This is a genomic window from Enterococcus sp. DIV0421 (genome assembly GCF_051713745.1).
In the GTDB taxonomy this organism is placed as follows: domain Bacteria; phylum Bacillota; class Bacilli; order Lactobacillales; family Enterococcaceae; genus Enterococcus_D; species Enterococcus_D casseliflavus.
Genome location: NZ_JBIOQM010000001.1, coordinates 881122 through 906386, shown reverse-complemented (window position 1 = coordinate 906386; position 25265 = coordinate 881122). Strand labels below are relative to the sequence as shown.

At 42.0% G+C, this 25265-nt stretch carries 25 protein-coding genes; 23 read left to right on the top strand and 2 right to left on the bottom strand.

The window, feature by feature from the left end:
- The first annotated feature begins 122 nt into the window (after window positions 1-122).
- From pfkB to IGI96_RS04225, 12 genes are all read left to right on the top strand, one after another.
- Window positions 123-1061: a 1-phosphofructokinase gene (gene pfkB, locus IGI96_RS04280; RefSeq protein ID WP_086337872.1), complete on the top strand. Its 939-nt coding sequence runs from the start codon at window positions 123-125 to the stop codon at window positions 1059-1061.
- Entirely contained in the window at window positions 1058-2464 is a 1407-nt protein-coding gene (locus IGI96_RS04275) for a PTS fructose transporter subunit IIC (RefSeq protein ID WP_086337873.1), read from the top strand. Before pfkB ends, IGI96_RS04275 begins: the two co-directional genes overlap by 4 nt.
- On the top strand, window positions 2461-2910 hold the full coding sequence (locus tag IGI96_RS04270; RefSeq protein WP_015510356.1) for a PTS sugar transporter subunit IIA: 450 nt from the start codon (window positions 2461-2463) through the stop codon (window positions 2908-2910). Before IGI96_RS04275 ends, IGI96_RS04270 begins: the two co-directional genes overlap by 4 nt.
- 4 nt (window positions 2911-2914) lie before the next feature.
- Window positions 2915-3892, top strand: coding sequence for a tagatose-bisphosphate aldolase (gene lacD / locus IGI96_RS04265; RefSeq protein WP_086337874.1), 978 nt, complete (start codon window positions 2915-2917; stop codon window positions 3890-3892).
- Between the two features lie 569 nt (window positions 3893-4461).
- On the top strand, window positions 4462-5262 hold the full coding sequence (locus tag IGI96_RS04260) for an SDR family oxidoreductase (RefSeq protein ID WP_086337875.1): 801 nt from the start codon (window positions 4462-4464) through the stop codon (window positions 5260-5262).
- A gap of 15 nt (window positions 5263-5277) precedes the next feature.
- Window positions 5278-7140: a BglG family transcription antiterminator gene (locus IGI96_RS04255; protein WP_208769653.1), complete on the top strand. Its 1863-nt coding sequence runs from the start codon at window positions 5278-5280 to the stop codon at window positions 7138-7140.
- Entirely contained in the window at window positions 7137-7622 is a 486-nt protein-coding gene (locus IGI96_RS04250; RefSeq protein WP_015510345.1) for a transcriptional regulator GutM, read from the top strand. Before IGI96_RS04255 ends, IGI96_RS04250 begins: the two co-directional genes overlap by 4 nt.
- Window positions 7622-8176, top strand: a complete 555-nt coding sequence (gene srlA / locus IGI96_RS04245) for a PTS glucitol/sorbitol transporter subunit IIC (protein ID WP_074934132.1) — start codon at window positions 7622-7624, stop codon at window positions 8174-8176. Before IGI96_RS04250 ends, srlA begins: the two co-directional genes overlap by 1 nt.
- 12 nt (window positions 8177-8188) lie before the next feature.
- A complete protein-coding gene (gene srlE, locus IGI96_RS04240) occupies window positions 8189-9187 on the top strand; it encodes a PTS glucitol/sorbitol transporter subunit IIB (protein WP_074934133.1) in 999 nt (332 codons plus the stop codon).
- A gap of 22 nt (window positions 9188-9209) precedes the next feature.
- Window positions 9210-9566, top strand: a complete 357-nt coding sequence (locus tag IGI96_RS04235) for a PTS glucitol/sorbitol transporter subunit IIA (RefSeq protein ID WP_015510342.1) — start codon at window positions 9210-9212, stop codon at window positions 9564-9566.
- Window positions 9567-9608: 42 nt separating this feature from the next.
- Window positions 9609-10289, top strand: a complete 681-nt coding sequence (locus IGI96_RS04230; RefSeq protein WP_086337877.1) for a fructose-6-phosphate aldolase — start codon at window positions 9609-9611, stop codon at window positions 10287-10289.
- The gene (locus IGI96_RS04225) at window positions 10286-10936 is read left to right on the top strand and encodes an HAD family hydrolase (RefSeq protein WP_086337878.1); all 651 of its coding nucleotides are present in this window, start codon (window positions 10286-10288) and stop codon (window positions 10934-10936) included. Before IGI96_RS04230 ends, IGI96_RS04225 begins: the two co-directional genes overlap by 4 nt.
- Window positions 10937-11049: 113 nt before the next feature.
- On the opposite strand, the gene IGI96_RS04220 is transcribed toward IGI96_RS04225, so the two are convergent.
- Complete coding sequence (locus IGI96_RS04220; RefSeq protein ID WP_015510339.1) at window positions 11050-11838, bottom strand: PHP domain-containing protein; 789 nt, start codon at window positions 11836-11838, stop codon at window positions 11050-11052.
- Between the two features lie 132 nt (window positions 11839-11970).
- On the opposite strand from IGI96_RS04220, the gene IGI96_RS04215 reads away from it, so the two are divergent.
- The 6 genes from IGI96_RS04215 (at window position 11971) to IGI96_RS04190 (ending at window position 17661) form a co-directional block, all read left to right on the top strand.
- On the top strand, window positions 11971-12837 hold the full coding sequence (locus IGI96_RS04215) for an AraC family transcriptional regulator (protein WP_060791484.1): 867 nt from the start codon (window positions 11971-11973) through the stop codon (window positions 12835-12837).
- Between the two features lie 233 nt (window positions 12838-13070).
- Window positions 13071-14144 (top strand): Gfo/Idh/MocA family protein, encoded by a 1074-nt coding sequence (locus IGI96_RS04210; protein ID WP_005228203.1) that lies wholly within the window; start codon window positions 13071-13073, stop codon window positions 14142-14144.
- Between the two features lie 30 nt (window positions 14145-14174).
- Window positions 14175-14927 carry a sugar phosphate isomerase/epimerase family protein gene (locus IGI96_RS04205; protein ID WP_086337879.1) on the top strand — a complete coding sequence of 251 codons (753 nt, stop codon included), beginning with the start codon at window positions 14175-14177 and terminating at the stop codon, window positions 14925-14927.
- Window positions 14924-15643 carry a ThuA domain-containing protein gene (locus IGI96_RS04200; protein ID WP_086337880.1) on the top strand — a complete coding sequence of 240 codons (720 nt, stop codon included), beginning with the start codon at window positions 14924-14926 and terminating at the stop codon, window positions 15641-15643. Before IGI96_RS04205 ends, IGI96_RS04200 begins: the two co-directional genes overlap by 4 nt.
- Window positions 15640-16608, top strand: a complete 969-nt coding sequence (locus IGI96_RS04195; protein ID WP_005228209.1) for a sugar phosphate isomerase/epimerase family protein — start codon at window positions 15640-15642, stop codon at window positions 16606-16608. Before IGI96_RS04200 ends, IGI96_RS04195 begins: the two co-directional genes overlap by 4 nt.
- Window positions 16609-16632: 24 nt before the next feature.
- Window positions 16633-17661, top strand: coding sequence for a Gfo/Idh/MocA family protein (locus tag IGI96_RS04190; RefSeq protein ID WP_010749991.1), 1029 nt, complete (start codon window positions 16633-16635; stop codon window positions 17659-17661).
- A 78-nt stretch (window positions 17662-17739) separates the two neighbouring features.
- On the opposite strand, the gene IGI96_RS04185 is transcribed toward IGI96_RS04190, so the two are convergent.
- Window positions 17740-18648 carry an ArsR/SmtB family transcription factor gene (locus tag IGI96_RS04185; RefSeq protein ID WP_008380365.1) on the bottom strand — a complete coding sequence of 303 codons (909 nt, stop codon included), beginning with the start codon at window positions 18646-18648 and terminating at the stop codon, window positions 17740-17742.
- 245 nt (window positions 18649-18893) lie between these two features.
- On the opposite strand from IGI96_RS04185, the gene IGI96_RS04180 reads away from it, so the two are divergent.
- From IGI96_RS04180 to IGI96_RS04160, 5 genes are all read left to right on the top strand, one after another.
- Window positions 18894-20135, top strand: coding sequence for an extracellular solute-binding protein (locus tag IGI96_RS04180; protein ID WP_086337881.1), 1242 nt, complete (start codon window positions 18894-18896; stop codon window positions 20133-20135).
- Window positions 20136-20293: 158 nt separating this feature from the next.
- Window positions 20294-21169, top strand: a complete 876-nt coding sequence (locus IGI96_RS04175) for a carbohydrate ABC transporter permease (protein ID WP_016609464.1) — start codon at window positions 20294-20296, stop codon at window positions 21167-21169.
- Between the two features lie 11 nt (window positions 21170-21180).
- Complete coding sequence (locus IGI96_RS04170) at window positions 21181-22014, top strand: carbohydrate ABC transporter permease (RefSeq protein WP_086337882.1); 834 nt, start codon at window positions 21181-21183, stop codon at window positions 22012-22014.
- 18 nt (window positions 22015-22032) lie between these two features.
- A complete protein-coding gene (locus IGI96_RS04165) occupies window positions 22033-23826 on the top strand; it encodes a glycoside hydrolase family 2 protein (RefSeq protein ID WP_086337883.1) in 1794 nt (597 codons plus the stop codon).
- Between the two features lie 30 nt (window positions 23827-23856).
- A complete protein-coding gene (locus IGI96_RS04160; protein WP_086337884.1) occupies window positions 23857-25263 on the top strand; it encodes a glycoside hydrolase family 43 protein in 1407 nt (468 codons plus the stop codon).
- Window positions 25264-25265 lie beyond the last annotated feature (2 nt).

Sequence of the window (25265 nt, the reverse complement as noted above, 5' to 3'; positions counted from 1 at the left end):
TGTATCTGAAAATCAAATGGAATCAAACAAGATTGAAAATGTTTTCAACAGAATGGATCGTTTTAGAAAACATGTACATTCAGAAACAGTGCATACTTAAGGTACAGCAAGGAGGAACAATTATGGGAACGATTTACACATGCACGATGAATTTAGCGATTGACTTATTTATCGAAACAGAACAGCTTTTGCCTCAAGTTGTCAATCGTACACTAGATGATGAGATCCAAGCCAATGGCAAAGGGGTGAACGTTTCTCTTATTTTGAAGATGCTAGGCATTCCCAGCACTGCTTTAGGATTTAGCGGTGGCTTTACAGGAAAATATATTGAAGATTTTTTAAGCGAAAAGCACATCAAGACCGATTTTGTAGCGGTTAATGGAATGACCAGAATAAATGTCTTTACACAAGTCAACGAAGAAAACAAAGAATATAAATTGGTCAATCAAGGGCCAGCGATCAGTCCAGAAAATGTGGAGCGATTGTTAGCAAAAATCAAGACTCTTGTTCCAGGTGATTTTCTTTGTGTTTCTGGGAGTTTACCAAAAGGTGTTCAGCCGACGGTTTTGATTGAGATCAGTAAAATCTGTCAGGAACGAGAAGTCAAGCTGATTATTGATAGTAGTTATAAGGAAGTTCGGGAGTGTTTGCAGTATCGTCCTTACTTGATCAAACCAAATGAAGATGAGTTAGCGACACTGTTTGATGTCGCCACGATCGCACCCGAAGATTATCAGAAATACGGTCAAATGTTAATTGCAGAAGGAGCGCAAAATGTGTTGCTGTCTTTAGGAAGTGAGGGGGGGATTTTTTTTAATGAAGCAACTTGTCTGATCGCTAATGCCCCAAAAGGCAAAGTGGTTAATACAGCCTGTGCGGGAGATAGCTTATTAGGGACCTTTATTGCCGGGATGGTTCGCGAGGAGGAGGTTTCTCATACATTGAAAAGAAGTATTGCTGCGGGAAGTTCAACTGCTTTTAAAAAGGGATTGACTGACTTTTTAGATATCCTTGAATTGGAAGCGCAAATACATGTTCATAGAAAGGAAGTCCATAAATGACAAAATTTCAGATAGTAGCTGCGACGGGATGTCCGACGGGGATCGCGCATACGTATATGGCACAAGAAGCATTAGAGCAAGCCGCTAAGAAGCGAGGCATTACGATCAAAGTAGAAACTCATGGACAGATTGGGATCGAAAATGCGTTGACTGCTGAAGAGATCGAAGCTGCCGACGCAGTCATTATCGCGGCTGATAAAGATGTTCAAGCCGAACGTTTTGTAGGCAAAAAAATCATTGATGTTCCAGTAGCCTCAGGAATTCGAAATGCGGATCAATTGATCGCTGATGCCTTAGATGGTGCAGGGAAAATCAAACAGTCGAAGCAATCTGTTCCGACTGATAAAGAAGAAGTAGCCGTCAGTGGGATTGGACATACGATTTACAAAAACTTAATGAATGGTGTCTCTCATATGTTACCGTTTGTGGTCAGTGGGGGAGTCTTGATTGCTATTTCATTTCTTTGGGGGATTTATTCGGCGGATCCAACTAACGCTCAGTACAACGAATTTGCTGCACGACTCAATGGAATCGGTGGTTTTGCTATGAGTATGATGGTCCCGATCCTATCAGCATTTATTGCTGAGAGTATCGCGAAACGACCAGGACTAGTGGTTGGGTTTGTTGGGGGCTTGATCGCGGCAGATGGCGGAACTGGCTTCTTAGGTGGGATCGTTTCAGGTTTCTTAGCCGGTTATGTTGTGCTAGGGCTGATGAAGGCATTGGTTCTTTTACCTAAATCATTAGATGGTTTGAAAGCAATTTTTCTTTATCCTGTTTTAGGAGTCTTGATTACAGGACTGATTATGGACTTTGTGTCAGGACCGATGGCAACGATCAACGAAGCAATGATGTCCTTCTTAGCTGGTTTCGAAAACTCTAGTCCTTTTGTATTAGGCATTATTGTTGGCTGTATGTGTGCATTCGATATGGGAGGACCAATCAATAAAGCAGCTTATGTAACAGGTACTGCTTTATTGGCACAAGGAAATACTAGTTTCATGGCAGGAGTATCCGCAGCGTGCATTGCGCCACCGTTGATCACAGGTTTTGCCGTTTTATTCTTTGGGAAGTATTTTGATGCAAATGAAAAAAATGCTGGATTAGTCAACTTTATCTTAGGCTCAACACATATTACAGAAGGCGCGATACCTTTTGCGGCAAAAGACCCGCTGAGAGTGTTACCGATCATGATGTTTGGTTCTTCGATTGCTGCTGTACTGACCTATCTCTTCAAAGTGCAAGTGCCTGCACCCCATGGTGGCTTTCTGGTATTACCCGTTGTTACTCATGGTCTTTTATGGGTAAGTGCGATTTTGGCAGGATCGATCGCAGGTGGGTTGTTGCTAGGATTGGTTCAAAAAAGAAAAGTTGCCAAACAGAGAATGGACGTGAAAGCATGATTACGGAAGAATATATTTTTGTCGATTCCCTCCTAAAGAATAAAGCGGAAGCGCTATCTTTTCTAGCAAAAGAAAGTAAGAGGCAAGGCGATGCTACGAATGTTTCAGAAGTGGAAGCAGCATTTATCCTTCGAGAAGAACAAGGCTCTACAGGCATGATGGATGGCTTTGCCATTCCTCATGCGAAGAGCAGTGTTATTAGACGACCATTTATTAGTGTAATCAAACTTAGAGAAGCAATCGATTGGGACAGTTTAGACGGACAAAAAATCCATACGATCATCGCTATGTTTATACCAGAGAACGAAGCTGGGACCACCCACCTTACGATTTTGTCTCAAGTGGCAAGGATGCTGATGAAAGAAGAGTTTAAAAAAGCGATCCAAGCAGCTACTTCTAAAACAGCTGTACTACAAGCAATGAATCAGTATCTAGAAGGGAATTGAAAAAATGACTACGACAATGAAGCAACCGATAACAGTAACAAAACTTTGTAATTCAAAAGGAATCATCAGTGCATTGGCGATCGATCAAAGAGGCGCATTAAAGCGAATGCTAAGTCAATATAAAAAAGAAGTGTCGGACGCAGCGATCGAGCAATTTAAAACCATCGTCTCTGAAGAACTAACACCATATGCATCGGCTATTTTATTGGATCCAGAATACGGCCTTCCGGCAGCAAAACAACGTGCTCAGCAAACCGGTCTATTGATGGCTTATGAAAAAACGGGGTATGACGCAACGACGCCAGGGAGACTCCCAGACTCCTTAAATTATTGGTCAGTCAAGAAGCTCAAAGAGGCAGGAGCAGATGCCTGTAAGTTTTTACTCTACTATGATGTAGACGAAAGCGATGCGATCAACGATCAAAAGAAAGCTTATATAGAAAGAATCGGTTCTGAATGTCTGGCGGAAGGGCTGCCCTTTTTCTTAGAGCTAGTCTCCTATGATGCGACCATTCCGGATAACACATCGAAAGAATACGCAACGGTCAAACCACATAAAGTCAATCAAATGATTAAGATTTTTGCAGAGTCGCGCTATAACGTAGCTGTTTTGAAAGTAGAAGTTCCTGTCAATATGAAGTTTGTTGAAGGGTTCGGGAATGAGGTTGTCTATACACAAAAAGAGGCTGCAGCATTCTTTAAAGAACAAAGCCAGATGGCTACTTGTCCATTTATTTTTCTTAGCGGGGGCGTCAGTGCGGAGCTTTTTCAAGAAACCCTCTGCTTTGCCAAAGCAGCTGGTTCAACCTTCAATGGTGTATTATGCGGGCGAGCAACTTGGGCAGATGGTGTTAAGGTATTTGCCACTAAAGGAGAAGCTGCTGCAAGACAATGGATGCAAACAGACGGTAGAAAAAACATCGAAACATTGAATGAGGTGCTAATGGAAACAGCTTCTTCTTGTCAGGCAACAACTGAATGATTTCTTTCAATGGGAATATCTGAACTTAGGGAAATAAGGTGTCAACATGTGCTGGCTTCCAGACGGTTAAACGGATATCTGAGATTGACTTTCGCCGAAGTCTTTATTTGGAAAAGTCAACGAGTTGGGTCATTCTTAAGGAGCGTACCAACCAATCGCCGCCTTTTTAATACACTCTAATTTAATCGTTTCAAAAAGCTTAGGGAATCTTTCCTAAGCTTTTTTTGTGGAAGAAAAAGGTGGGAGTTTTTCTTTCTTTGACTGCATGTTATTGGAGTGGCTTTGTTGTGGAAACATCGAGAGCAATTAATTAAGTCGCATTCACAAACCGTCCTTTAAAAAAAGAGCGGATGACTCCATCTAAGGAGAAGATAGGATAGAATAGAAGTCGCTTCAACATGATTCTTTCGGTTGCAAAATAAAATTGCATTGTTTTTTAAGGCAAACGATCTGAAGATTATTCAGTGAAATTCGTACACTTTTTTTCCAGATCTTTGAAAAAATCCTGTCTTAATTATTATTGGTCAACGCTTATACTGAAAGCGTAATCAAATTGTAGGAGGGAACGTATGAAAGACTGGTTAAATATAGCTGGAAAAACCGTGATCGTAACAGGGGGTTCTTCAGGAATCGGAAAGAGGATCGTTGAAAGTTTATTAGAGCAAGGGGTGAATGTGGCAAATTTTGACCTTACAGAAGCTACGCAACAACATGACAATTTGTTGTTTGTTGAAACGGATATTTCAGTAAGGGAAGAGGTGGAGTCAGGTGTAGAAAAAGTCATTGAGCGGTTTGGAACTGTCGATGGTTTAGTGAACAATGCAGGGATCAATATTCCACGTCTTTTAGTAGATAAGAAAGACCCTCATGGGAAATATGAATTATCAGATCCTATTTTTGACAAGATGAGTGCAATCAATCAAAAGGGCGTTTTCCTAATGACGCAAACAGTAGCCCGAGAATTGGTCAATAAAAAATCTGGAGTCATCATCAATATGTCATCAGAATCAGGGCTTGAAGGATCTGAAGGGCAAAGTGCATATGCTGCTACCAAAGCGGCACTCAATAGCTATACAAGATCCTGGGCAAAAGAATTAGGAAAATCAAATGTTCGAGTGGTGGGTATTGCACCGGGCATCATGGAAGAAACGGGCTTGAGAACGTCTGCCTATGAGGAGGCACTGGCTTACACAAGAGGGACGACAGTTGAAAAACTGCGAGAAGGATACACAAAAACGAGTACAATTCCTCTAGGTCGGAGTGGCAAATTGACAGAAGTAGCTGACTTGGTCTGCTATTACCTGTCTGACCGATCCAGTTATATTACAGGAGTGACAACAAATGTAGCGGGAGGAAAAACTAGGGGATAGAAATAGGGGGATAAAATGGCATTCGTAAATCGATGGTATCAAATCTTAGACTTGTTAATAACCCATAAGGATATTTCAATCATTGATTTACAGAAAAAGTTGAGCAGTAGTTCAAAAACAGTAAAGAGTAGTATTGATCTGCTTAATGAAGAACTAATTGGTATTGCGAAAATCGTGCAAAGGAAAAAGAGCTATTCGATTGAGGTAGAAGATGCTGAAGAATTTGAACTCATTTTGGCTGGAAAGTTGAAAAAAGAAACCGATTTTAACTCAGCAAGTAAGCGGGTAGCATTTATCCTAAAACAATTGATCGAGGAAAAGTCATTTATTTTAATTGACGATCTGTCTGAAGCGCTAGGGATCAGTAGGAGTACTGTCTATAATGATTTTCGGATGCTAAAAAAGCTACTCAAGCCTTTTGATACAGAAGTAGTTGGAACGCCAAATAGAGGGATTCAGATTAAAGGAAGTGAATTTAATCTGCGTTTGCTTTACATCTATTATGTACAAGATTATTTTTATGAAAATTATTTAGAAAACGATACACGAGCAATGATCCAAAAAATCATTTCTCTCTCAGGGATTCCGCAGTATTATGGTCGTTTACTGTATAAAGTGATTTCTATTTCCATGAAAAGGATCATTGAAGGGAATTATTTAGAGACGATACCGAATTGTTATACAAATTTCATCAAAGAAGAAGAACAAATCGAGCAGTTGATCTATCATCTAGAGACCAAATACCGAGTGACTTTAAGTCAAACAGAACAGGACTTTCTCTGGTTCCCGTTAAATTTATCTGCAAATTCCTTAATTGAGCGTACGGTTGTCCCGACAGCAGTCGAACAGTACTTTAAAGCGATGCTAAAGCGAATCCATCGCACGCTCGTTTTGGATATCAATGAGAAAGTTTTGTTTTTAGAAATGAAAGAACACTTAAAGTATATGATCAACCGAATCGTGGTCCAAGCAAAATTAAGCGATTTGTTTTACGGCGAAATCGAGCGACAATATCCCTTTGCCTATGAATTAGCCAAAGTCGGTCTACAAGAGATTGAAGAAATGGTTGGTCGAACCATACCCACAGTCGAAATCAGTTATCTAGCACTTTATTTTGAACTTGCTTTGAAAAGCCAACAAAACGAACCAGCCAAAAAGCAAATTGCTGTAGTTTGTCACAGTGGCAGAGGTACGGCGATGATCATACGTCGTCAATTGGAACGAGTCTTAGGCAATGATATTCGCATCACCCATTTATCAGAGGAAGCCTATCATCAGGAAAATCTGACCGATTACTTCGCCATTTTTACGACGATCCCATTAAAACATTTAGAGCAAGTGAAAAGTCCAATCATTAAATTGACCAACTTATTTGACGATCATTGGTTGCGCAATGAGTGGGAAAAAGCCGAACGCTTGCAGTCAGTAGGGAAGCAGTCGATCCTCTTACACTTTAACCACTTAGATCCTGACTTGACCTATCAAAAGAATGTCGAGTCAATGATCGCCGAATTAACAAAGGAGCATATAGTAGATGAGTGCTTTTTGGAACGAATCAGACAAAGAGAGGAAAAACATGCCACGATTTTTGATTCTGAGATTGGCTTTCCCCATGCGATCAATGATCAAACAGATAAAATCGTTCTGTCGATAGGTGTGTTCAAAAGGAAATTGGTTACTCCTGAGGGTAATATCAAACTGATTTTTTTGTTAGGTATTCCAAGTGAATTGACAGGGAAAAACGAACAAGACTTGTTGCGCATTTATGATGAATTATTTGCGATTGCTGGCAATGCGGATTTCAGAGAAGAAATCAGTGCCCAAGAAAATCTATTGGCATTGAAAGAATGGCTTTATCAGAAGGAGTTGATTATATGAGTTTTGTTTATCTATTTGGTATTTTTGCCTTAGGCGCCTATTTGTTACAAATTCTTTTTGGGTTGAAACAGATCAAACACTTTAATCAAAACTATCAGCAACTGCGCAAAAAAGGCAAGGTAGCGATTGGACGCAGAGCTGGAAAAATAAAAGCAGGAACGATCGTTTTACTTGCGGTCGATCCAGCAGGAATCATTCTTGATGCCAGAAAGATGCAAGGGGTAACCGTGTTGGCGAAGTTTAAAGAGCTGCCGGTCTATCTAGGAGAAGATATTCATTATATCGATAAGTACCATCCCAAAGTGCAGAAAGAAAACAAGTTGACGATTCAAGCGATGGAAAATGCCAGAGAAATCTATTTGCGCACAGAAGCCGGGAACTATACCGAAAGTCAGGGAGTGTCGCCTGTAACACTGATGAAAATACAAATACAAACATGGAAAGAAAAAATATATATGAAAGAAAAAAGGAGTGCAAAATAATGGAGTATATTACAAAATTTGCTGAAGGTTTTATGAGCCTTTTTCAAACCGGAGCAGAGACCTTTATCTCATGGATGACAGGTATCGTTCCAGTGGTGCTAATGCTGATGGTCGCCATGAATACGTTGATTGCTTTCTTAGGAGAAGAACGCGTGACCAAAGTGGCACGTTTATCTTCAAAAAATCCTTTCACTCGCTATTTGCTTTTACCTTTCCTATCTGCCTTTATGTTAGGAAACCCAATGTCGTTTACTATGGCTCGCTTTTTACCTGAATATTATAAGCCTAGCTATTATGCTTCACAAGCGCAATTTTGTCACACCAGTAATGGGGTATTTCCTCATATCAATCCGGGAGAACTCTTTGTATGGTTGGGTATTGCCCAAGGAATCACAACATTAGGCTTAAACTCGATGGAGCTGGCGATTCGTTACCTATTGGTCGGTATGATCATGAACTTTATTGGCGGTTGGGTCACCGACTTTACGACTGCTTACGTGTGTAAGCAGCAAGGCATCACTTTGAGTAAAACAGTCAAACTAGCGGCAGAATAAGGAGGAATCAAGATGACGTACAAAAGTATACGAGTAGTCAAAGGCAGCGGCGGTTATGGCGGTCCCTTAGTGATCACGCCGACAGAAGAAAGACATAAATTTATTTACATTACTGGTGGTGGTGAGCGACCTGCAATCGTTGATAAAATTGTTGAATTAACGGGAATGGAAGCAGTCAATGGCTTTAAAACATCGATTCCCGATGATGAAATTGCATTGGCGATCATTGACTGTGGTGGTACACTACGTTGCGGTATTTATCCCAAAAAAGGGATTCCGACGATCAATGTCGTCGCAACGGGGAAAAGTGGGCCATTAGCACAATATATCAATGAACAGATCTATGTTTCGGCGGTTGGGGTCGACCAAATTTCATTAAGTGAAGAGCAAGAAGCAACCACCGTCGCCAATGAAGCAACAGCTCCTAAGCGGGAATTCACCTACGATACTTCGAAAAAAATCACAGAGCAAAAAGCCGAGCAGCAAAATTTTATTGCCAAGATCGGGATGGGCGCCGGGAAAGTCGTTGCGACCTTTAACCAATCTGCACGAGACGGGGTTCAGACGATGATCAATACCGTCATTCCCTTCATGGCATTTGTTTCCCTGTTGATTGGGATCATTCAAGGGTCAGGCGTTGGAAATTTCTTTGCGAATGTGATGGCGCCATTGGCTGGCAATATTTGGGGATTGATGATCATCGGCTTTATTTGTTCCTTGCCATTTCTCTCCCCGTTACTTGGACCAGGGGCAGTGATCAGTCAAGTGATCGGGACACTGATTGGGGTCGAGATCGGCAAAGGAACGATTCCACCACAACTTGCTCTACCTGCATTATTTGCGATCAATACTCAAAATGCCTGTGATTTTATTCCAGTTGGGTTAGGATTAGAAGAGGCAGAAGCGGAAACGGTTGAGGTTGGGGTACCTTCTGTTCTTTATTCTCGTTTCTTAAATGGTGTACCACGGGTCTTCGTAGCATGGCTTGCAAGTTTTGGACTTTATAGTTAAATCAGTATAGGAGGAAGCAGAAATGGCAGTTTTTACTACGACAGTTCTTTCAATCGGTGTGGAGGCGGAATTATTTCGCGAAGAAAATATGATCATTCTTTTTGGCAAAGATGCACCGGCAGCGTTAGCTGACTATTGTTACAATATTGAAGTACAGCCGATGAATGGCACGATTACATCTGAACAAAAATTATGGATCGATGATCAAAGCTATCAAATTACCTCGGTAGGCGATGTGGTATCAAGAAATTTACAAGAATTAGGACACATCACGATTAAATTTGACGGCAGTTCGACCTCTGAATTACCAGGCACACTTTATGTAGAAGCAAAAACGATCCCTGTGATTGAAAAAGGAACGAAAATCAGCATTAAGTAAGGAAACTGTCTAGTAAAACGTAAGATTGAAGGAGTGTAAGCAATGGAATTCTTTTTGGATACAGTAAATCTTGAGGAAATCACCCACTATCAAAAGGTACTCCCGCTGGCAGGAGTAACCTCGAACCCCACGATTTTGAAAGCTGCGGGGAACATCGACTTTTTTACTCATTTGCAAGCAGTGAAAGAACGAATCGGAGAAGCATCCTTACATGTTCAAGTGGTTGGGGAAACCGTCGATGAGATGATCCTAGATGCAGAAACGATTATCAATAAGCTGGGAAAAGAAGTCTATATCAAAATCCCTGTCAATGAAAATGGGTTAGAAGCCATCAAACGCTTAAAAGAGCGTGAATTCAACTTAACAGCTACAGCCATTTATACCGAATTGCAGGGGTTCTTAGCGATTGGTGCTGGAGTCGATTATTTGGCGCCATACTATAACCGTATGGAAAATATCAATGTTGATGCACCAACAGTCATTGAATCATTGGCACAAGCGATTCGTACCACTCAAGCACAAAGTAAGATCCTTGCCGCAAGCTTTAAGAACACTACGCAAATGAATCGCGCGATTCGTGCAGGGGCACATGCGCTCACTGCTGATCCAGACATCTATCGACAAGGATTAGCCATGCCTTCCATTCAAAAAGCAGTAACGGACTTTCACAATGACTGGGTCGAGACGTTTAAGTCGCCATCGATTCAGGGGTTATGCCAATGACGACAACGGTAATTTTTGATATGGATGGGGTTATCGTAGATTCTGAGTATACGTTTTTAGAATCAAAAACAGCGATGCTTCATAGTGAAGGACACCTTGTAGATGAGTCATATCACTATCAGTTCATGGGGACCACTGCAGAATTTATGTGGGAAAAAATGAAGGAAGAATTACAGTTACAAAAATCTGTTTCAGCGTACATTGAAGAAATGAATCGCAGAAGAAAAGCGTTGATCAAACGTGATGGCGTCAAAGCGATTCCTCATGTGCAAACATTGATTCGGCAGTTAGTAGAAGCGAACTTTCAGCTTGGTGTTGCTTCCTCTTCTCCTAAAAAAGAGATTGAGGAGAACCTGGATCAATTGCAGTTGCGAAACTATTTTACTGAGATCGTCAGTAGTGAAGAGGTAGCACGCTCGAAGCCTTTTCCTGACGTATTCTTGAAAGCAGCGTCGTTGTTGAGCGCGAACCCTCAGCAATGTATCGTCATTGAAGATACGATCAATGGCTGTAAAGCTGCCAAAGCTGCGGGTATGTACTGTATTGGTTTTGCGAATCCAGCATTCCCTGTGCAAGGTCTGCCAGCGGATCAAACGATTATTGATTTTCGTGACCTGAATGTGCAAGAATTGAAAACCATCAAATAATACGCACAACTAAAATGACCAACCTAGGAAAGGATAACTGCTAATGAAGCTGGAATCCTCCTTTCCTTGGCTGGTCATTTTTAATTTTTTTGCATGATAGTCAAAGAATAAGCTTATTCTGTCGGCAGATCCGCCATAAACCGTTCGCTACCTTGAAAGACCGCTAATTGATTGACACCAAAGGAACGCAATAGATCGCTCATCGCTGCAAAATCTAACCGATAGTCACTGGCTTTATGGGCATCAGAGCCGAGGGTGAACAATTTACCACCGACACTTTGATACAGCGGGATTGCATATTGATAAAGGTGGGCATTTTGATAGGGGCCAAAGCTCTTCGCGTTGATTTCCATCGCTAAGTCACGGGCAACGATTTTTTTGAAGATCGTCGTTAACTCTGTTTCAAAATGGGCGGCCAATTCCTCAGCTGTAAATTGGAAACGACGCAAGCCATAATCAAAGTGGGTCACGATGTGCCCGTCAGAAAACGAGTCCAACACGTGGGCCATTTGGTCAAAGTATTGTTTGGCGACTGCAAATTTGTCCTTGTTCAACACGGCATCGTCCATATAATCAAAGGTACCGTTTTGATGGATACTGATCAATTTCAAGTCATAGGGATGGCTTTCAAGATAGCGCAAGATTTCTTGTTCTTGACCAGGCACGACACCAATCTCAATGCCTTTTAAGAGTTTCGTCGCTGTGGTCTCTTGCAGCTTCTGGTGGGTATTTACTAGTAATTCATAGTCAGGAATATCATCACGGAATCCCGAATAGGGGTTCTTCAAATCGAAATGATCTGTCGCAACGAAGTAGGCAGGCTGGTAAGCAAGATAATTCTCAAACTGTTCATCTGAATCAAAAGACAAAAATGTATGCAGATGTTGATCATAATAATTCATAAACAAGACTCCTTTTCTTGAATACGATACCACAAAAAAGCAGAAGAAACTATGATTGGCTGAGAAAAGGTTTTCTCTTGGACAATTTTTCGCTTATAATAAATAAGAATAGAGCGAAGGAGTCGGTCAGCCATGAGTATGTACCTTGAAATTCCTGAATTTGAAAGTGAATTTCGTTTTCGAACGTTTCTAAATGATGGGTTGACCATCGTTTACCCCCATGTCCATAAAGAAATCGAGATCATTTACGCTAAGCGCGGCACGGTCAATATTGGTGTTGACGATACGATCATTGAGTTGGAGGAAGGGGATCTGTATCTTTTTTCCAGCGGGCAACCCCACTATTTTCTAGCATCGCCTGAGAGTGAACGCTATGTCTATCAATTTGATATGAAGCTTTTTGAAGAGCCGTTGCTTCGAGAAAATGAAGTATCCTTGATGACACTCTTTGAAGAAGGGGAGCCCCACAGCAAAAATTGGCCAACGAGTTTTACGGAAAAAATAACAGGTCTCTTGATCGAGTTGTATCAGTTGGAAGAGGAAAATGTTGTTGGGAAGCGTTATTTGACTCTCGGGCTGCTTTACCAGTTGATTGGGGAGTGCTATCAAAGTTTGCCAAAGCGCAAACAAGCCGTCAATCCGCTAAAACGAACGGCCGCACAATACAAAGAAACCTTGCAGCGTCTGAATGATGTCTTTGAGTACATCGAATCTCATTACCAAGAAGTCTTGACGATGGAGGACACCGCAAGACATGTAGGGTTTAGTCCCCATTATTTCACGCGTTTCTTTAAAACCAATACTGGCAAGACCTTCATGCAGTTTTTGACGGAATACCGCATCAATCAAGCCAAATTTATCTTGGCCAATGAAAAGATCCCCATGGCAGAAGTCGCTGAAAAAGCAGGTTTTGCCAGTGTCAAAACATTTCACCATGTCTTTAAGGAAGCCGTTGGTCAATCACCGTTGCAGTACCAGAAACAACTGAATCAAAATTGATAGAAACAGCCGATGAGCCTTTGCTTGTCGACTGTTTTTTTGTCAATTTGGCACTATTTTTTTCTCGATAGTGTTTTTTAAGCGCTTTGCATAAATTGTGGAGTGGTTCTTTTTGTTAAAGTTTCATAAGATAATTTTCGGGAATTTTTTCAATGGAAACTGGGAAGAACTGCTTTCGATGTTTCGCTATAATGAGGGGGTAGAAAATAATAAGCGTTTTCAGGAGGAAAGATATGACAGTTAAAGTTGGAATCATTGGGTGCGGTGGGATCGCAAACGGCAAGCACATGCCTGCCTTGTCTCAAGTAGAAGAAGTAGAAATGGTTGCCTTTTGTGATCTGCTGGTTGAACGTGCAGTTGAAGCGAAATCAGCATTTGGGACCGAAGATGCCCAAGTATTCAGCGATTATCAAGAAATGTTGGCACAAGCTGATCTAGATGTGATCCATGTGTGTACACCAAACGCCTCACATGCTGAGTTGACGATTGCCGCACTAGAAGCGGATTGTCATGTCATGTGTGAAAAACCAATGGCAAAAACAGCGGCAGAAGCCAAAGCAATGATCGAAGCAGCTAACCGAACAGGGAAAAAACTCACGATCGGCTACCAAAACCGTTTTAGAAAAGATTCTCGTTATCTTCATGAAGTGTGCGCCGAAGGACAATTAGGAAACATTTATTTTGGGAAAGCTCATGCGATCCGTCGTCGGGCTGTGCCAACTTGGGGTGTTTTCCTTGATGAAGAAGCGCAAGGCGGCGGTCCGTTGATCGATATCGGTACCCACGCATTGGATCTGACCTTATGGATGATGAACAATTACAAACCAAAATTTGTTGTCGGAAAAGCGTATCATGAGTTGTCGCAAACCAAAAATGCCGCTAATGCTTGGGGCCCTTGGGATCCAGAGAAATTCTCAGTAGAAGATTCGGCCTTTGGTTTTGTGGTCATGGAAGATGGGGCAACGATTTTCTTAGAAGCTAGCTGGGCGCTCAACAGCTTGGATGTGAAAGAAGCCAAAACGACACTGATGGGCAGCAAAGCGGGTGCGGATATGAACAACGGTTTGACCATCAACGGAGAAGACCACAGCCTGCTGTATGAAAAAAATATCGAACTTGAAACAGGCGGCGTTGATTTTTATGAAGGAAACGGCGAGACGCCAGAAATTTTAGAAGCACAATCGTGGATCCATGCGATCATCAACGATACCGAACCAGTGGTCAAACCTGAAGAAGCAATGGTCGTGACGGAGATTTTAGAAGCGATCTACAAATCATCACAAACCGGTGAGCCAGTCTACCTATAAGAACTGCTGGAAGAAAAGGAGCGAGCGTAAATGACAAAACCGAAAATCGCTTTACAGCTTTGGAGTATTCAAGAGGACTGCAAGACAGACCTTTTTGAAGCGTTGAAAACAGTAAAACAAAACGGCTATGACGGTGTTGAATTTGCCGGTTATCATGGACACAGTGCTGCTCAGATCAAAGAAATGCTGGAGCAGTTGGATTTGGCGGTCGCGGCTTCCCATATCCCGTTTGAAGCATTGCAAGATCGTTTTGAAGAAACCGTCGCTTTTGAAAAAACGATTGGCAATCAACGGATCGTGATTCCGTATGCCAGCTTTGATTCTTTGGAAAAATGGCAAGCCTTTGCTGCGGAGCTGACCCAGATCACCCAAAAGTTGCAAGCAGAAGGGCTGACTTGCTACTACCACAACCATGCCCATGAATTTACTGAAGTTGCTGGAGAATCTATGATCGATGAACTGATCAAAGACAATCCGCAACTGCGTTTGGAAGCCGACCTTTACTGGTTAGCCTTTGCAAACGTGGCTGTTTTACCTTGGCTAAAGGAACGCGAAACGAAGGTCGGCTTGGTTCATATCAAAGATATGCAAGAGCAGCCGCAGGAAAGCACCGAGATCGGCAATGGGATTTTACCAATCAAGTCATATGTAGAAGCAGCTAAAGCATTAGAACTACCATGGCTGATCGTCGAGCAGGAAGCGTTTCAAAAATTCGCTCCTTTAGAAGCCAGCGGGATTGATTATCTGCAATTAAAAAACATCGTAGAGGAGGTCTACCAATGATCCATGTTACGGTATGGAACGAGTTTCGTCATGAAAAAACGAATGAGGCCGTCCAAAAAATGTATCCAGAAGGAATCCATGGTCAAATTGCCAAGTTTTTAGAAGAGGATGATTTCCAAGTGCGAACGGCGACCCTTGATGAACCAGAACACGGGTTGACGGAGCAAGTATTGGCTGACACGGATGTGTTGGTTTGGTGGGGCCATATGGCGCACGAAGAAGTCGATGATGCTATCGTTGCTCGTGTGCAGCAGCGTGTATGGGAAGGAATGGGACTGATCGTCTTGCATTCTGGCCACTTTTCGAAAATCTTTAAAACGTTGATGGGAACGTCGTGCGATTTAAAATGGCGAGTAGACGATCAGCATGCGCGGATCTGGAATGTCAATCCAAGCCATCCAATCGTTGAAGGAGTCGGCGAATGGATCGAACTAGAGCAAGAGGAAATGTATGGCGAGCACTTTGATATTCCAGCGCCGGATGAATTGCTCTTTGTCAGCTGGTTCCCTGGTGGTGAAGTTTTCCGTAGCGGCTGTACATTCCGCCGTGGGAATGGCAAGATTTTCTATTTCCAGCCTGGTCATGAGACATTCCCAAGCTATTACAATCCCAAAGTGCAAAAAGTGATCCAAAATGCGGCTCGCTGGTGTGCACCAACAGAAAATCGTTACCCAACATATGGGCATTTTCAAGCAATTGAGGAGGAAAGAAAATGAAATTAGGTGTTTTTACCCCGTTATTCAATCAACTTAGCTTTGAAGAAATGATCGATGAAGTAGCGAAAAAAGGGCTGCAAACCGTCGAGATCGGTACCGGTGGTTCTCCAGGCAATGCCCACTTAGACATTGACCGTTTACTAGCAAGTGAAGCAGAGCGAAAAGAATACTTAGCGAAATTAGCTGATAAAGGATTGGAAATCTCAGCTTTGAGCTGTCACAACAACCCAATCTCTCCATTAAAAGCAGAAGCGCAAGAAGCCGATGAACTTTTGCGCAAAACCATCAAATTAGCCAGCTTAATGAATGTACCTGTTGTGAATGGATTTTCAGGCGTTTCAGGCGGAAATGCAACAGATACACAAGTCAACTGGCCAGTATTGCCATGGCCAACGGAATACGATGACAATTATAATTATCAATGGGAACAAAAACTGATTCCTTATTGGAAAGGCATCAACACGGAAGCGGAAGCGGCTGGTGTTAAAATCGGAATCGAACTTCATGGTGGCTTTTTGGCACATACCCCTTATACGATGTTGAAACTGCGGGATGCTGCGGGGAAAGCCATCGGCTGTAACTTGGATCCAAGCCATTTATGGTGGCAAGGGATCGACCCAGTGGCAGCGGTCAAAATCTTAGGGGAAGCCGATGCAATCCATCACTTCCATGCCAAAGATACGTATTTGGACCAAGACAATATCAACATGCATGGCTTGACGGACATGCAACCATATAGCAATGTCAAAACCCGAGCTTGGACCTTCCGTTCAGTCGGTTGCGGCCACAGCTTACAAGTCTGGTCAGATATTATTTCTGCGCTTAGGATTTATGGGTATGATTATGTCTTGAGTATTGAACATGAAGATCCAATCATGTCCATTGATGAAGGACTGACTCGTGCCATCAGTAACTTGAAGACGATTATGATCCGTGAAGAAGCTTCATCCATGTGGTGGGCATAAGAAGAAAACCGAGGAGTGTCAGACATGAGTGCAATCAATTTTGCAGTAATCGGATATGGCGGCATGGGTGCGTACCATGTCCACAATATCTTACCAAATGAAAACGAACGAATCCACATCGTAGGAACTTACGATATCAATGAAGAACGTCAAGCGATCTCCCAAGAAAAAGGCCATAAGATCTTTAAAAGCTATGATGAAGTCTTAGCCGATGAGACGATCGAAGCAGTATTGATCGCCACACCTAATGACTTGCACAAAGAGTTATCGATCGCTGCGTTGAAAGCCGGCAAACATGTTGTTTGCGAGAAGCCTGTTGCGCTGAATACTGCGGAACTAGATGAGATCGTGGCGGTTGCCCAAGAAACTGGCAATACCTTTATGGTTCACCAAAACCGCCGTTGGGATCCTGATTTTCTACTTGTACGCGAACTGTACCGTAATGGACAGATCGGTGATTTGTTCCAATTAGAGTCACGGGTCCAAGGGGCAAACGGCATCCCAGGAGACTGGCGCCATGTGAAAAAACAAGGTGGGGGAATGCTTTTAGACTGGGGCGTTCACTTGCTGGATCAAATGCTATGGCTGATCGACAGTCCAGTGAAAGATGTTAAAGCGGATCTTAGCTTTGTGTTGGGGGAAGAAGTCGATGATGGGTTCTTCGCTTTGATTACCTTTGAAAATGGGGTCAAAGCAATCGTGGAAGTTGGAACCTCCAATTACACGCAATTGCCTCGCTGGTACATCAAAGGAACAGAAGGAACAGCCACCATCACCGATTGGGATTTAAATGGGGAAATGGTGCAAGCAACAGGTCGCGAAGATGTGGCAGCACCAAAACCAGTCCAAGCAGGCGTCGGCTTGACGAAAACGATGGCACCCCCATCGGAATTGGCAGCCAAAGAAATTCCTTTCCCGAAAGCCGAAGCGGATTTTGAACCTTTCTACAAGAATTTTTACAACGTTGTACGCAACGGTGCCGAACCTATCGTTAAAAACGAAGAAGTCCGAGCAGTGATGCAGTTGATCGAACGCATTTTTGCCACAGCGTAAGAGAATAGAAAAAAGCACTAGCTGAGGGAGTGATCTCTTTTCGCTACGTGCTTTTTTTGTGTAATGAAACGATAACAGTTATTCCGATACGTAAAAATTGAACAATAAATCTTGAGGATAATTTCCCCATCGATCGCCGAAGATGGTCAAACCACCAGCATTTTCGGCAGTTGCAGGTGCAGCAATTTTAAAGGTGAAAAAATCACTGTGGTCTAAGTCGATTTCATTCAGGTTGTGATCTGTTAATTTTTCTCCATCGAGGGAAGTATCATAGCGATTGATGCGTAAATGCTTAAGTAATCCATATTGACTGAACTCATCGATCCACCATTGCGGAGTCAGAGAACCTCTGACATCCGAAAAGTTTCCTGGTACGGTATAGCTACCGATGCAGTGATTGTTTAAGTAAAAGGAAAGATCGCTGGGCCAATAGTTATTCGAAATTGGGAACTCTGAAGCGATCTCCATACTAATTTCTAGTAATTCGATTTTTTCGCCATTTTTCAAAGGATTTGGGATTTTGTATTCTAAAAAACCGTTATTTAGCCAGATGATACTTGCATCAACACGTTCTTGATCCAGAAAAGATTTTGGATCATCTAAGGCGCCAATCAAGCGGTCTTTGGTCGCCATTCCACAAGAAGGCTCAGCTTTAAAATCGGTGAAGTGGCCAATTTTCACGGATTGGGAGGTTAGATTCATTTCTGGAAACACTTTTGCTGGGAAATTGATATTGATGAAATCAGTTTTTAGAGATAAATATTTTTTCTTCCAGTCTTGCCCCGATCCTTTTTCTGTTTTGATCAACTGAGCTTCTTCGAGTTTACGGATATGTTTGGTCATCAAAGCATTGCTGATTGCTAATTTTTGTCCAATTTCACTGATGCTTTTCTTCTTATCGCCTAATTCTCTTAAAATCGCTAAGCGAGTTTCATTTGCCAGTGCTTCGTAGATCGGTAAAGATGCGTTCGTTAGATCCAATTCCATAGCGATCACCTCGTTATACTAAAATGTTTAATGAAAAGATGGTTTAATTATAACACAACCTTGTGAATTTACAAAATAGTAAAATGATATTTTTTTGGATATCCCTTGTCAAAATAATGTTGACAGCGCTTTATATTTATAGTAACTTTACGGTGTAAACATTATTCGACGATAGTCTAACGATTATGTTTATTGATAACTGGATGTCATTTTACTTTTTAGTTAAATTAAAAGGAGTGTAAAAAATGAAAGTAAGTAAATCAATTGTTTTAGTAGGGACAAGCTTATTATGCACAGTGTTGTTAGCTGCTTGTGGCGGAAGTGGTAGCTCAAGTAATAATTCAGAAATTTTGCTTTGGTCTTCGACAACAGGACCGGACGGTGAAAAAATCAAAAAAACGATTGATCAATACAATGAAACAGACCCAGACTTTAAAGTGAAGTTAGTAAGCATGCAAGGTGACACCTTTACTTCAAAGTTGACGACTGCGGGGAAATCAGGGAAAGGTGTCCCTGATTTGGCTTTGATCGCCTCAGAAGCTTTGCCTACGTATAAACACCAAGACATGCTTGAAACTTGGGATGACATGATCGATGGGACAGAATTGGCACGGGAAAACTACGTAGAAGCTGCTTGGGACACTGGTGTAGTGGATGATAGTCAATATGGGATTCCGGCAACCATGGGTTCGTGGGTGATGTATTACAACCAAGATTTGGTGGATAAATATGTTCCAGGAGCGTTGGATGATGGCGTAGTGACGTACGAAGAAATCAGACAAGCTGGGGAAAAAGCAAAAGCAGATGGTATCTATAGTTTTGGCTATACATGGGGCATGCAGAATTATTCGAATCTCTACCAACAAATGGGTGGGGAATGGCAAGATGCACAAGGAAACATCAATATCGATAATGAGTTTTCTTACAATGCCGTTCAAGAGTTTAAGGATCTATACGATGCCGGCTACATGGTCCCAGATGGTGAAGATGCAAATAAACTTTTTGCAAACCAGCAGCTGATTTTTCTTCCAGAAGGAACATGGATGCTAAGTAATATGGAAGAAATCAGTGACTTCACTTGGGGTCAAACATTTACTCCTCAATGGAATGCGGAACATATCATTCAGGGTTCAGGCGTCGATCAGTTTGCGATGTTCAAAACGAACGAGGAACGTTCCGATGAAAAGAAAAGTGGCATGGTCGACTTTCTGACTTGGTTACAAGCAAACCAATTAGAGTGGGTCAAATCAGGTGCAAATCCTACTTCCTTAGCAATGCTAGACAATGAAGAATATGTTGAGATGCCACAATCCTTCTTATTGAAGACAGAAAAAGGACAAGCGGCAATTTCTGTTAACGCAGTTGATGGCTTATCGTATATCTTTGGTGAATATGATAATCGTTCATGGGACATGATCACAGGAAAAGCAGATATTCAAACGACTTTTGGTGAGATCCAAAAAGTTGTAGAAGAAAAGATGAAATAATCTTCTCACGTGGAGGCTGTGGCAGAAGGAAGAGCGACCATAAAAGAATTCAGTCCATTTTTTGATAGGGTAGGAATTCTGATGGGGAGGCTTAAAGGGCTGTCACAGTCGTTTCTTGTTGAGAGCTGCACTAGAAATACAAGGAAGGATGGGTATTGATGAAAAAAAGGTTAAATGGCTGGCCAATCGTTTTTATTGGTCCGCATATGCTCCTTTTTCTTTTATTCTTTTTAGTTCCTGCAGTGATTGGGATCTATGTTTCTTTTACTGAATGGGATCTGTTCAGTACGCCGATTTTTGTCGGGTTTGATAATTTTAAAACGATTTTGTTTGATCAAGACTCGTTGTATCATACGCAATTTTTTAATGGAATGAAAAATACGCTGTTTTTTGCGGCAATCTCCGTTCCGTTATGTATTGTAATTCCCTTGTTGCTAGCGGTTGCATTATCTGCTAAACCAAAAATGATGCGTTTTTTTCAATCGATTCTCTACCTGCCAACATTATTTGCAATCTCTGCCGTCATGATTATTTGGGGGTTCCTTTTGAGCAAATCTTTTGGACCGATCAAAGAAGTATTCGGTATCGACATCAATTTTGTAGGCACGCAACCATGGGCATGGATCGCTATTTTGATCGTGACGATTTGGTGGACATTAGGTGGGAATCTAATTATTTATGTTGCTGCATTAAATGGCGTCTCCAAAGAGCAGTTAGAAGCAGCAGAATTAGATGGTGCGAATAGTATCACGAAATTTTTCCGTATTTCTTTGCCGAGTATTCGCAACCAGCTTGTTTTTACCACGGTCATGACGACCATCGCTCAGTTTAATATTTATGGTCAGCCACTAATGCTGACGGGAGGCGGACCCAACAATTCTACTCGCGTGTTGATGATGTACATCCAAGAAAATGCCTTTGGTAGTAGTACCTCGGTTGCAGGAATTTCTTCAGCGATGGCCATTCTACTAGGTTTTGTAATCATGGCAGTTTCGATTGTGCAATTTATGGTCATCAAAAAAATGGAAAGATAGGAGGGATGAAGATGCGAGAAAACAAACTAGGGAAAAGAATTGCCTTTATTTTACTAGCGATCGTCTGTGTGATTTGGATCTTTCCTTTGATATGGGCAATTTTTACCTCGTTTAAATTGGAGGCAGAGATTCAAAAGGTTGGGTTCAGTTTGATTCCGCAAGATTGGACGCTGGCTAACTTTTTGGGCTTGTTACAAGGCAATGATTCTTCTCCTGTGTTCCGCTGGTTTGTGAATTCAATGATTATTTCAACTTCACATACGCTGTTAGTTATGGTGATCGTCTCGTTTGCGGCTTATGGCTATACACGACTCACCTTTAAGGGGAGAGATTTGATTTTTGCCTTATTGTTAGGAACGATGATGTTTCCCGGGGTGGTCAATTTGATCCCGAATTTTAAAATCGTTGATACGTTAGGTTGGACCAATACATTTCTGGCAGTCATCGTTCCTGGAGCAGCAGGTGTTTATAACATTTTTCTCGTTCGGCAGTTCATTTTAGGGATTCCTAAAGAATTGGATGAATCGGCTGTGATCGATGGGGCCAACGAGTTTCAAATCTTTTATCATATCATTTTACCGTTGATCAAACCTGTATTGACGGTGGTTGCGTTATTTAGTTTTACTGGCTCATGGAATGACTTCTTGTGGCCATCGATCGTGATAAACGATATTGATAAATTGCCGATTACACCGGGGCTGCAATTGCTACAAGGGCAATACATGACCTATCCGGGAATTGGAACTGCCGGAGCAATCTTGGCTTTGATCCCTACCTTTTTATTGTATTTGGTGGCGCAAAAAAGCTTTATGGCGTCAATGTCGTTGCAAAGTGGCATAAAATAATTTGTTTTTGGAGGAAATATGAGTAGAGAAGAATACCCGAGACCGCAATTTGAGAGAGAAAATTGGTTAAGTTTAAATGGTGAATGGCAATTTGCCTTTGATGACCAAAATCTTGGTTTAAAAGAAAAGTGGTACACAAACGAAGCAAACTATCCGTACAAGATCAATGTTCCCTTTGTCTATCAAAGTGCATTGAGCGGCATTGATCATCGAGAAGTGCACGACGTTGTATGGTATTATCGGACCTTCGATGTGCAAGTCCCTGAAAAAAGTCGTGTCCTTTTGCATTTTGGGGCGGTGGACTATGAAGCAGATGTGTTTGTCAATGGAAATCATGTGAAAAATCATTGCGGAGGGCATACCTCGTTTGCTATAGACATCACGGATGCTCTAGTATCTGGACAAGAGCAAATACTAAGTGTGCGAGCATTTGACCCGCATTTTGATGAAAGCATTCCACGGGGGAAACAATTTTGGGAAGAAGAATCAGCAGGAATCTGGTACACAAACTCAACAGGGATCTGGCAGCCAGTCTGGCTTGAAGTAGTTGCTGAAACCCATCTGCAACAGGTGAAATTTACGAGTGATTTTGATGCTGGTGCCGTGAAGATTGATGTAGAACTGAACCAGTTACAGCCGCAAGTAGTCTTAGAATATCAAATCTATTTTAAAGATGCTTTAGTTACCAGCGGAAAGGCAGACTTTATCACTTCTAAGTTGAGTTTTGCAGTTGATATTTTCCAGCAAGAAATTTTTCGGACGAATTTTCACCACGAAGGCTGGTCTTGGACACCTGAAAAGCCGCAATTATTTGATGTTGAATTGACGCTTAGAGAAGCAGGGAATGCCATCGATCAGCTAAAAAGTTATTTTGGTATGCGTAAAATACATACAGAAAACGGTATGATTTACTTAAATAACAAGCCTTACTACCAGAAGTTGGTTCTCGATCAAGGCTATTGGCCGAGCGGCTTGTTAACTGCACCAACAGATGAGGACTTTAAACAAGACATCTTATTGGCCAAAGAAATGGGATTTAATGGTTGCCGAAAACACCAAAAAACAGAAGACCCACGCTTTTTATACTGGGCAGATAAATTAGGATTTCTTGTTTGGGGAGAGTGTGCGGCGCCGGCAATCTATACCGATCGTTCTGTGATGCGTTTGATGCAAGAGTGGGCAGAGATCATCACTCGGGACTATAGTCACCCTTCGATCGTTACTTGGGTACCAATCAATGAGAGCTGGGGTGTGCCAAAAATATCATTTGATCGTCAGCAACAGCATTTTTCTCAAGCAATGTATCACTTTATCCATTCGCTAGACCAGCAACGGTTGGTTATTTCAAATGATGGTTGGGCGATGACGGAGACAGATATTTGTGCGATTCATAATTATGCGCATGGGCAAGAATCTGAGCGGCAAAAATATCTATACTTCAAAGACAGTCTCAGCACGAGAGAAAAATTGGTGAATCGAGTATCGACCCCATGGCCGATTTTCGCTGGAGGATTTTCTTATCAGGATCAGCCTATTTTATTGACCGAGTTTGGCGGTATTGGCTTCGATGTTTCGGGGCAACTCGGTTGGGGCTATACCTCAGTGGAAAATCAACAAGATTTCTTGAAGGATTATCAGCGAATCATGACAGCTGTTTATGATTCTGTCGGACTCTGGGGCTATTGCTACACTCAGTTGACAGATGTTGAACAAGAAATCAATGGATTACTGACCTATGACCGCCAAGCAAAAGTTGATTTGGCAGCGATTAAAGAGATCAATGAGCAGTTTCATCCACCACAGATAGAATAAAATGATTGGTAAGGAAAGGGGCGATGTCCGATGGGGAAATCAGCAGCTTGGCTCAGTGGAGTAAGTATCTTGATTGCTGCGCTTATGATAACCGGTTGTAGCACTGGAACTGATCCAGGGGAAGAAGTGTCCGATTTTACTTCAATTATCGATAATGATGGGGCAGATCCTTGGATCTTGCAAACGGAAGCGTTCTTTTATTATACCAAAACGACTGGGAATAATTTAACGCTCTGGCGTGCTGAAAACCTCTCTCACGTTGCTGCTGGTGAAAAAAAGGTCGTCTGGGAAATGCCAGCAGAATTTGAAAGTATCTGGGCACCCGAGCTTCATTACTTAGATGATCGCTGGGTGATGTATTTCGCGGCTAATCGTCCTTCAGAAACGCACCGTATGTACGCATTGGTCAATCATCAAAAAGATCCTTACATGGGTGAGTGGCAATTGGAAGAGATCAAAGGGATGGATGATAAATTTGCGATTGATGGAACAGTTTTAGAGATCAATGACAAACGCTATTTCCTTTGGTCGGGCTGGGAAGGGTATGAAAATGTTGCGCAAAATCTTTATTTAGCGGAAATGGTCTCCCCTACGGAAGTGATTAGGGAGAAACGGCTTATCTCAGAACCAGAATATGAATGGGAAATGCGGCAAACACCATTGATCAATGAAGCCCCTCAAGTGATTATCAAAGACGAAACAGTCAATTTGGTATACTCTGCCAGTGGAAGCTGGGACAATGATTACGCTCTTGGTCTTATGACCCTAGATGTAGCTGATGATCCGCTAGAAAGAGCGAATTGGCAAAAGGAACCAGAGCCGATTTTCCAACAGACAAACACTGTCTATGGACCTGGTCATAATGGATTTGCCAAATCAAAAGATGGTTCTGAAGACTGGTTGATTTATCACGCTGCTCGGTGGGATCATTCGGGCTGGGACCGTTCGATCCGCTTGCAAAAGTTTGTTTGGGATCAAGAGGATAAAGTCCTACTGGAAGCTCCTTTGGATGAGTGGCATGTTCAAGCGTTGCCAAAAGCTGAGCCGAATCGACTGCGGTTAACTGCTAGCCGTGCTTTGTTGGAAGGCGATTTAGCGCTTGTCGAAGATGAGGCAGCACTCTCTAAGAAAGTCGTCCAAGGCTTTGAATCAACGACTGACAAAATTATCTTTACCCCGCAGATTGAAGAATCAGATGAATTTCTGGTGATTGCCTATGTCAAAACCACTGATTATCTCTCCTTAAATGACCCAATTCAGGTCAAGATTGAAACGAAACAAGCAAGTCACGTGGTGGATGTCTATCCTTCCGAATATTATCAACCGCTACAAGTCCGCATGAAGTTACCGAAAGGATCGCAGGAAATCACCCTTTCGTCTGAGATTGGGGTTGACACGCTAAGTATTGATCGTTTAGAAATCGTCAAATTCCAATAAAG